Genomic DNA, 8,616 nt, shown 5'->3' with positions numbered 1-8,616 from the left:
ACCCGTATGGAAAATGGCAAAAAAGTGAATGTTCCACTGGCTGAATATCGCTTTTTACAATGGAATGTGAGTGAGTTAAAACCAAAACAGAAAATTATTGTTTCTGCTCAAGTACAAGTTAATACATCTAAATAAAATTTTTAATTGGTCAATATCGACTTTATTGTTGGGTTCTTTATGAAAAATAATTTTCAATTAAGTAAAATTGCTGCATCACTGGCAGTAATGGGTGGGGTATCGCTGCTGAGTAGTCAAGCTATGGCTGCTGTACCTTTAGCTGGTACTAATATCAGTAACGTTGCAACTGCATCTTATACTGATAATACCGGTACAGAACGTGTAGTAACGTCTAATGAAGTAAAAACGCTGGTCGCTCAAGTCGGTAGTTTTACACTTGAAGCTAACCGTGCTGCGCAGACAACAGCAAATGGACAGGTAACTTTTTCACATATCTTAACCAATACCGGTAACGGATCGGATAAATTTGCGATTTCGCTTATCGATATAGATGACGCAACCACAACATTTGATTTCGAAAATGGCAAGTTTGCAATATATATTGACCGCAACAAAGATGGAGTTGCGGACAGTAAAGTCGCTTTAACAGCTACTGACCGGATTGAACTGGCAGCAGGGGAATCTGTAGGTTTAGTTGTGGTAGCAACCACACCAAGTACGGCCCTTGCTAATCAGCTTGATAAGTTACAGGTGTCAGCGACAGCACAGTCAATTGCTTTATATGATTCAAGTGCTGTAACGAAAAGTAATATCGACACTACGACCATTACCACTGGTGCAGTAATGCAGATTACCAAAGCTGCCAGTGTAAGTGTGACTCAAGCAGGGCAGGAAGTTGAATATACTTTAACTTTTAAAAATACAGGTAATGCAGCTGCAACTAATGTTGCAATCTTTGACGTATTGCCCGCTACTGTTCAGTTTGTTGCTGGATCTGCACGTTATAATGGCAGTTCAGTGGCGCTTACCGATGCAAAAGATGCTTTAGACAAGTTTGAAGTAAGCGGAAATAAATTCCTTTTCAATATTGACAGTGTTGCAGCAAATACCTCGGGCAAGCTGACTTTTAAAGTTAAAGTTTTAGATAGCACCAGTGCTGGAGATATCAAAAATACTGCTTATGTCGATCCGGATGGCAAACCCGGTACTTCTGGTGGACCGAATATTCCATTAGTTATCTCCGATGTGCCGGATACCACACCGACTGATCCGACGACTGTTCCATCCAATCCATCGATTGTGAGTGTAACAGGAAAATTTGACGGTTCGATTAATGACTCTGTATTAAACAACTTCAAAGATGGCACTATTCCGGGTGCTCCAGTGGATGACCTTATTACCTTGGCAGGTAAACAAGGTGTTCCTGTTGTATTTGGTGACAGTACAACAGAAGGTAATATGATTGTTGTACATAACCGGGGCAACACAGCAGATTCTTATACGCTTACTGTAGATAAAACAAGTCTGCCAGCAGGCAGTATTGTTGAAATTCTTAAAGCAGACGGGAAAACGCCAGTAACGTCGAATAATACCGGTCCAATTGCAGCTGGCGGCTATGAGAAATATATCGTTCGCGTCACTTTCCAGAACGGTGCAGTAGTCAATAATAATCAAATTATTTTGACCAGTACTTCTGATGCGAACAAAGGCACAGATAAGTTAACTCTAGTTGTTTCCAGCTTACTGGCAAATACGGTGGATTTGGTTAGCAAACCTGATTCAACGACAGAACTGGGTACAGGTCCGGGTAATTCAACATCTGTAAAAACTGTAACTACCCCACCGGCAATCCCAGCAACTTTTGATATTACGATAAAAAATACCGGCAACATTCCAGATAATTACATTATTAATGTTCCAAATATCCCTACAGGCTGGACTGCTGAAGTTTTTGAAAAAGATGGTTTAGGCAACTGTACTGCAACTAAAGTGACCAATTCCGGCAATATTGCCAATGGCGCTGCAAAAAGTTTCTGTTTAATCGTAACACCTCCTGCCGGAACTCCTGCCGATACCAGTATTGGTAAAGATATTAAAGTCGAGATTTCTTCGCCTGCTACAGGTACGAAGGATGATATTACCTTTAATGTAAAAGTTGCTGAAAAACGTCAACTGACCTTTACTCCAGACCGTCAAGGTCAAATTGCACCAGGTGGTACAATAGTATACAGCCACACATTAACCAATACGGGAAATGTACTGGAAGGTGAAACCAGATATCCAGTCGAAATTAACTGGTCTTCTACTTTATCAGGTATGAATACCTCAGTTTACGTTGACCTTAACAAGAATGGTATGGTTGATGCCAATGAACTGGTGATAGGTGCGACTGCTGCAGAGCGTAATGCCTCTTTGACTGCTTTATTGGCACAAACCAATGGGGCTGGTTTATCACAAAATGAGTCAGTCACAATTTTGGTCAAGGTAGAAGCACCTGCCACGGCAACAGCGGGTGAAGCGGATACTACGATTGTGACGTTCAAGCCTACAGGAAGTAACAAGCCTGCGGATGTGATTGTAACGGACCGCACGGTGATTAACTTAGGTCAGATCCGGTTGGTTAAGACTCAGGCTGTAGCAGACTGTACAACGACTCCAACAGTTTATGGAACAACTGATTTACAGGCAAAACCAGGTCAATGTGTGTACTACAAAATTGTAGCCACCAATGATGGTAATGCAAATGCAACCAATATCGTGATTTCCGATATGGTGCCAAGTTATACCAAGCTATTTTCAGGATCATTGAAGCCATCGTCTGCAACTCAAATCAATGGTCAGGTGAGTTATACCGTGAATACCTTGACTCCAGCAACATCGGCAACTTTAGAGTTTGCTGTAAAAATTGATGACAGCGTAACCACTCCATAATCTTTAAAAAACTCTTCTCCCTCTTTTTTCGAAGAGAGGGACTCCATTCGTTTGTTCTAATTATTTGTATTTTCGTATTTTTGGTTTTGGGGTGTGGCAATGAAAAAAGCAATGAATAAGAAAGTGGAGACATTATCTTTGTCTGCACTTGCATCTGCTTTGTTCTTTGCACAGCACGGTCATGCTGCGATGCCTATGGCTGGACAAATGATTCAGAATATTGCTTATGCAAGTTTTGAAGTTAGTGATTTGAACGGTGGACAATTACTGCGAACAACTCAATCCAATGCAGTCAATATCGAAATTGCAAAGTTTTATGGTCTTGAACTATTTCCAAATCAGCTCCAGCAAGTAGAAGCGGGTTCAAAAGTCATCTGGTTAAATCAGGTGACCAATACCAGTAATACAAATGCGTGGTTTGATTTTAAAACCGTGGCTATTAACCATTTATCCAATTTAAAAATCTATTTAGATGCCAATCAAGATGGTGTTCTGGATATTTCAGACACCCTGATTAAAGATGGATTAGAATTACAACCCAATCAAACTGTACACTTATGGGTCGTGGCAGATACCTCATTACAAACTCCCGATCAGTCCAAGTTAGAGCTTCCTTTAACCGCACAAATTCGTGAAGAACCGCAACAACAAAAAACAGTGCAAGACCCTGTACAGGTCTTTGAAGCAAAGTTAAAAATAGAAAAAGCCGTAGACCAACAACTGCTTAGCATAACTCAGCAGGCACAAACCCTAAATTATACTTTGACGGTAACCAACTCGGCATCATTACCGGTATCACCTGCAACAGTCACGGTGGATGGACAGGAACAATCATGGGTGATTGTTGAAGATCCTTTGCCGGCAAATACTGTTTTTGAAGATATTCAGGTTTCAGATCTGGCTTCTAATACACTGGTTTTGCATAAGTTGGCAGAAGGGCAATATTCAAGTCATTTACCTCAGGATAAAAGCCAAATTGGCCATGCCGTCGTTGCTTATAAAAAACCATTTGCAGCCGGTCAAAAAAGCGAGATTAAGTTAAAGGTTAAAACGCAGCCGACCATTAGCTATACCACATTGGTGAATGGAGCTTATGTTCTGCATCAAAAAGGGCAAGTGAATCAAAAAACCTTATCCAATAAAGTTGAAACCAAGGTTGTGGGTCAGCCAACTTTGGATAGCACCACAAATGATTTTAAAATCAGCTTGTATACCGGCAAAGTTAATGAACCGATTTATTTAAAAACCAATGCCGCGGTTTGTAATGCTAACCGTTTTAGCAAAGAGCAGGCACGCATTCGTATTCAGTCTAAATTGACGGGTGATATTGTTATTATTTCTGCCATGGAAAGTGGTGAAAATACCGGTCTGTTCCAATTTAGTTTAGATACTGAAGAAAATGCAGAAAAAAATCTGAATGATGCTGTTTTACAAACGCTTAAACGTGATGAGGTTACAGCGAGTCTGGTTGAATGCGTCGACGAGCAAGGTCAGGTCACTACACCGATTAATGATATTTCAACGCAGATATTGATTGATCCATACGGCATTATTTTCGATGCAAAAACGAAAAAGCCTGTGGCTGGGGCAACCGTTATACTGGTGGATGAAAATGATCAGCCGGTCGGTAATAATGTGGCTTTTGAAGTTGACCGTACCACAGGGGCTTTACGTTCAATTCCTGCGAAACAGGTAACGTCTGCGACAGGTGAGTTTGTTTATCCGCAAGTGATTCCGGGTAACTATAAATTGTTAGTCGATACCTCAACAATTGCTACTCATCAATATAGTTTTGTCAGCGATCAGGTGGTTTATCCGATCAGCTCATTTAACGGCATGGCGGTACATTCGCAATATTCTTATGGTGGCTTATTTACCCTGACATCCAGCAGTCCGGCATTGAATATAGATATTCCGATTGACCCGCTATTAAGCCAATCGGGTTTGATGGTACAAAAAACTGCACGTGATAGCAGTATCGAATTGGGTGATTTCACCAATTACAGTATTACCGTGAGTAATAAAGGGGATGTACTTGCACGTGATGTCAAATTGCAAGACAGTTTACCGCGTGGTTTTAGCTATGTGCCAAGTACCATGCGTATTGATGGCAAACCAGTGGCAGACCCGGAAGGTGGCAAAGGCCCTTATCTAACTTTGGGTCTAGGTGATCTTGCAGTCAATGCCAGTGCCAAAATTGAATACCGTGTTCTGGTCGGACCCAATGCTTTAAATGGGGATGGAATTAACCGGGCTCGTGCAGTGGATGGTTCTGGTCTCAGTTCAAATGAAGCACAGGCTAAAGTTAAAGTTCGTCCGGGTGCGTTTAGTGCCGATGCATTTGTGGTAGGTAAAGTTTATACCGACTGTAACCGTAATGGCATACAGGATAAAGGCGAGTTGGGTGTGCCGGGTGTCCGTATCTACATGGAAGATGGCAGTTATGTCATCACGGACCGTGAAGGTAAATATGACTTTTACGGCGTGTCGGCAAAAACCCATGTGCTTAAAATTGACCGCACCACGTTACCTGCCGGCGTAGAGTTGCTGACTCAGTCCAACCGAAATGCAGGTGATCCATCCAGCCGCTTTGTCGATGTCAAACGTGGCGAATTGCATCGTGCTGATTTCGCCATGGCGAATCAGATAGATGCCTGTTCTGCACCCTTAACAGATGCAATCAAACAGCGTCAGGAAAAAATTAACAGCAGCAATTTAAATCTTGAAAAAGCGATTAACAAGCAACTTTCTATTGATGCACCGAGCTATCTGGAAAGCAGTACCCGTTCAGAAAACACCCAAGGCTGTTTGGCAAATGACAATGATCAGAATTGCTTATTGAATCGGGGTGATTTTGCTGCACAAAAACAACCGCAATTGTTGATTGATCCGGTAAAACCGCCTGTTTTAGTGAATCTTGAAGAATATTTAAAGCGTAGCGACAACAACGCTTTAGAGATTTTAAACTTAAAAGAAGGACAGGTTCTACCTCATGCACAAACGACGATTCAAGTTCAAGGTGCAACGGGCGCAACCCAGCGTGTTTTAGTCAATGACGTGGTGGTGGCAGATAAACAACGGGGTAAATTAGCCATCCTGGATGAGCATCGTAAACAAGGTGTTGAATATGTAGGTGTGGCATTAAAACCCGGTAAAAACAGCATTCGTGCTGAACAACTGGATTTTGCTGGTAATGTCCGTGAAAGCCAACACATTCAGGTCATTGTTCCAGATGAAATTCATCAGCTGAAATTACAGCAAGCGCCAATCCCGGTCATGGCCAATGGCCGTGATGTGATGCAGCTGCGCGTTCAGTTGCAAGACAAACAAGGCATCAAGGTGGCCACCCGTACCTCGATCACTCTAGAAAGTGATATCGGGATTATTGATCTTCCAGATTTAAATCCAAATGAACCGGGCATTCAAAGCTTCATTGATGGCGGCGAGATGATTATTCCGATTCTTGCACCGAATGCGCCTGCACGTGGAAAACTACGCGTCAGCAGTGGTTTAATCAAAGAAGAAATCGACATTCAGTTCCAGGCAGATTTACGTCCGCTGATTGCCGTGGGTTTAATTGAAGGTTCAATTAACTTTAATAATTTTGATAATACACGGTTGCATAGTGTGAATCGTAATGATGGTTTTGAAGATGAGCTGAATGAAATTGCCGAGTGGGGTAATGACACCTCATTGACCGGTCGCACTGCAATGTTCCTGAAAGGAAAAGTCCGAGGCGATTATCTGCTAACCCTGGCTTATGATTCTAATAAAAGTTCCAAGCAGCGCCTGTTCCGCGATATTCAACCTGATGAATATTATCCGGTATATGGTGATGCAGCGGCAAAAGGCTTTGAAGCTCAATCGACCAGCAAATTGTATGTACGCTTAGACAAAGGCCGTTCATATGCGATGTATGGCGACTATGTGACCCGTACAGAAAAAGATGAAGGTCTGGCTTTGGGGCAATATAACCGTTCATTGACTGGTCTGAAAGTGGGACATGAAGGAGATAAGTTTCAGGCATCAGCATTTGTGGCTGAAACCAAATCGCGTCAAGTGGTGACAGAAAATCGTGCACTGGGTATTTCTGGTCCCTACAGTCTGGGTTCAATTTCAAGTGAACTTATTTTAGACAATAGTGAAAAAGTCGAGATTTTGACCCGCGATCGTAATAATCCGGGGTTGATTATTGCCAAACAAAGCCTTACCCGTTTTAGCGATTATGAAGTCGACACCTATAGCAACAGCATTTACCTAAAACAAGCTATCGCCAGTGTCGATCAAGACCTGAATCCAAACTTTATCCGTATTACGGTGGAAGCGGATGAAATTGGTGAAGAATATCAAGTCGGCGGGATGAGTTTTAGTTATGCCATGAAGAGCCATCTGAAAATGGGTGGTTCATTTGTGCAAAGTAATGATCCTTTAAATCAGGAACAGATTGCCAGTTTAAATACCGTGGTGAAAGTTGGACAATACGGTAAATTAATTGCCGAAGTGGCACAGTCTAAAAATACCGACTCTACGGCAGATCAGATTACTCAGATCAATAGTGATTCAACCCGTGACAAAAACCAAGGTACCGCTGCACGGGTCGAATTTGAATATGCACCAAGCTTTGCCCATGTTCGTGCCTATCACCAGCAAGCCGAAGAAGGTTTCCAGAATAATGCGGCAACCATTAGTGCAGGACGTAAAGAAAGTGGCATCAAGGCTTCAGCACCCATTGCAAAACTGGGCCTGGCTCGTATTGAAGCAATTCGTACTGAAGATCAAGAAAATAACGGCGTTCGTACCGGATTGTCTGCGAGTCTGGAACATAATTTCTTTAAAATTCTCGCGGTCGAATTAGGGCTGCGTCATTATGATGAAACCAGTGCTGCCGCAACTTTAGCGACAGAAAATCTGGGTCCATATAATGGCACGACTGGGCGTATCAAATTTACTGGTAATCTGCCTTGGAAAGGCGCATCAGCTTTTATTGAATACGAACAGGATTTATCCAATTCCGACAAACAGGTTTTATCGGTGGGGGGAACGGCAAAAGTTTTACCCAATACTGAAATTTATGCCCGCCATGAAGTGATTTCAGCAATTGATGGCCTGTACTCCATGAATAGCACAGAAGAAACCAATAGCACAGTGTTCGGTATTTCCAGCAACTATATGAAAGATGGTTCAGCATTCAGTGAATATCGTGTTGCTGATGGCATCAGTAACCGTGAGGCTGAAGCAGCATTGGGTCTACGTAACCGCTGGCAGCTAAAACCGCGTGTATATGTCAGTAGCAGTTTTGAGCGGATTCAGTCTTTATCTAAAAATGAAGACAATACGAGTAATGATGCCACTGCATTGAGTCTTGGACTTGAATATTTAGTTCATGAGAATTGGAAAGCAACCACCCGTTTGGAAGGTCGCCGTTCGGATACTTCAGATACTCTGATCAATACCCTTGGTTATGCCTATAAGCTCTCTGATGATGCCACCGTGCTGACTAAAAACACGCTCAACTTTGTCGATAATAAAGCAGCAGATCAGGGGGATCACTTACGCAACCGTTTCCAGCTCGGTTATGCATGGCGCGATTATAATCAAAATAAACTCGATATCTTGTCGAAAATTGAATATTACTATGAAAATAACGCCACTGATTTAGAAGCAGAATTCAAGCGTGAAGCTTATGTGACTTCTGTTCATACCAACTATCATCCACAGCGCCGTCTG

The 8,616-nt window shown here is 42.3% G+C and carries 2 protein-coding genes; both read left to right on the top strand.

Translation table 11 applies throughout. From position 1 onward, the window contains the following. Window positions 1-177: 177 nt before the first annotated feature. Window positions 178-2,889, top strand: a complete 2,712-nt coding sequence (locus B2Y23_RS08865) for a DUF7619 domain-containing protein (protein WP_291370299.1) — start codon at window positions 178-180, stop codon at window positions 2,887-2,889. A 111-nt stretch (window positions 2,890-3,000) separates the two neighbouring features. After that, the coding region (locus B2Y23_RS08860; protein WP_291370296.1) for an SdrD B-like domain-containing protein at window positions 3,001-8,616 on the top strand (5,616 nt) is incomplete at its 3' end.

This window comes from Acinetobacter sp. UBA5934 (assembly GCF_002430855.1).
Lineage (GTDB): Bacteria > Pseudomonadota > Gammaproteobacteria > Pseudomonadales > Moraxellaceae > Acinetobacter.
Note: the sequence above shows the minus strand (reverse complement) of the source record. Positions and strands in the feature narration are given on the sequence as shown.

Excerpts from the sequence above, each read along its gene's own strand:
- B2Y23_RS08865 (WP_291370299.1), top strand. The coding sequence starts at position 178 with ATGAAAAATAATTTTCAATTAAGTAAAATTGCTGCATCACTGGCAGTA.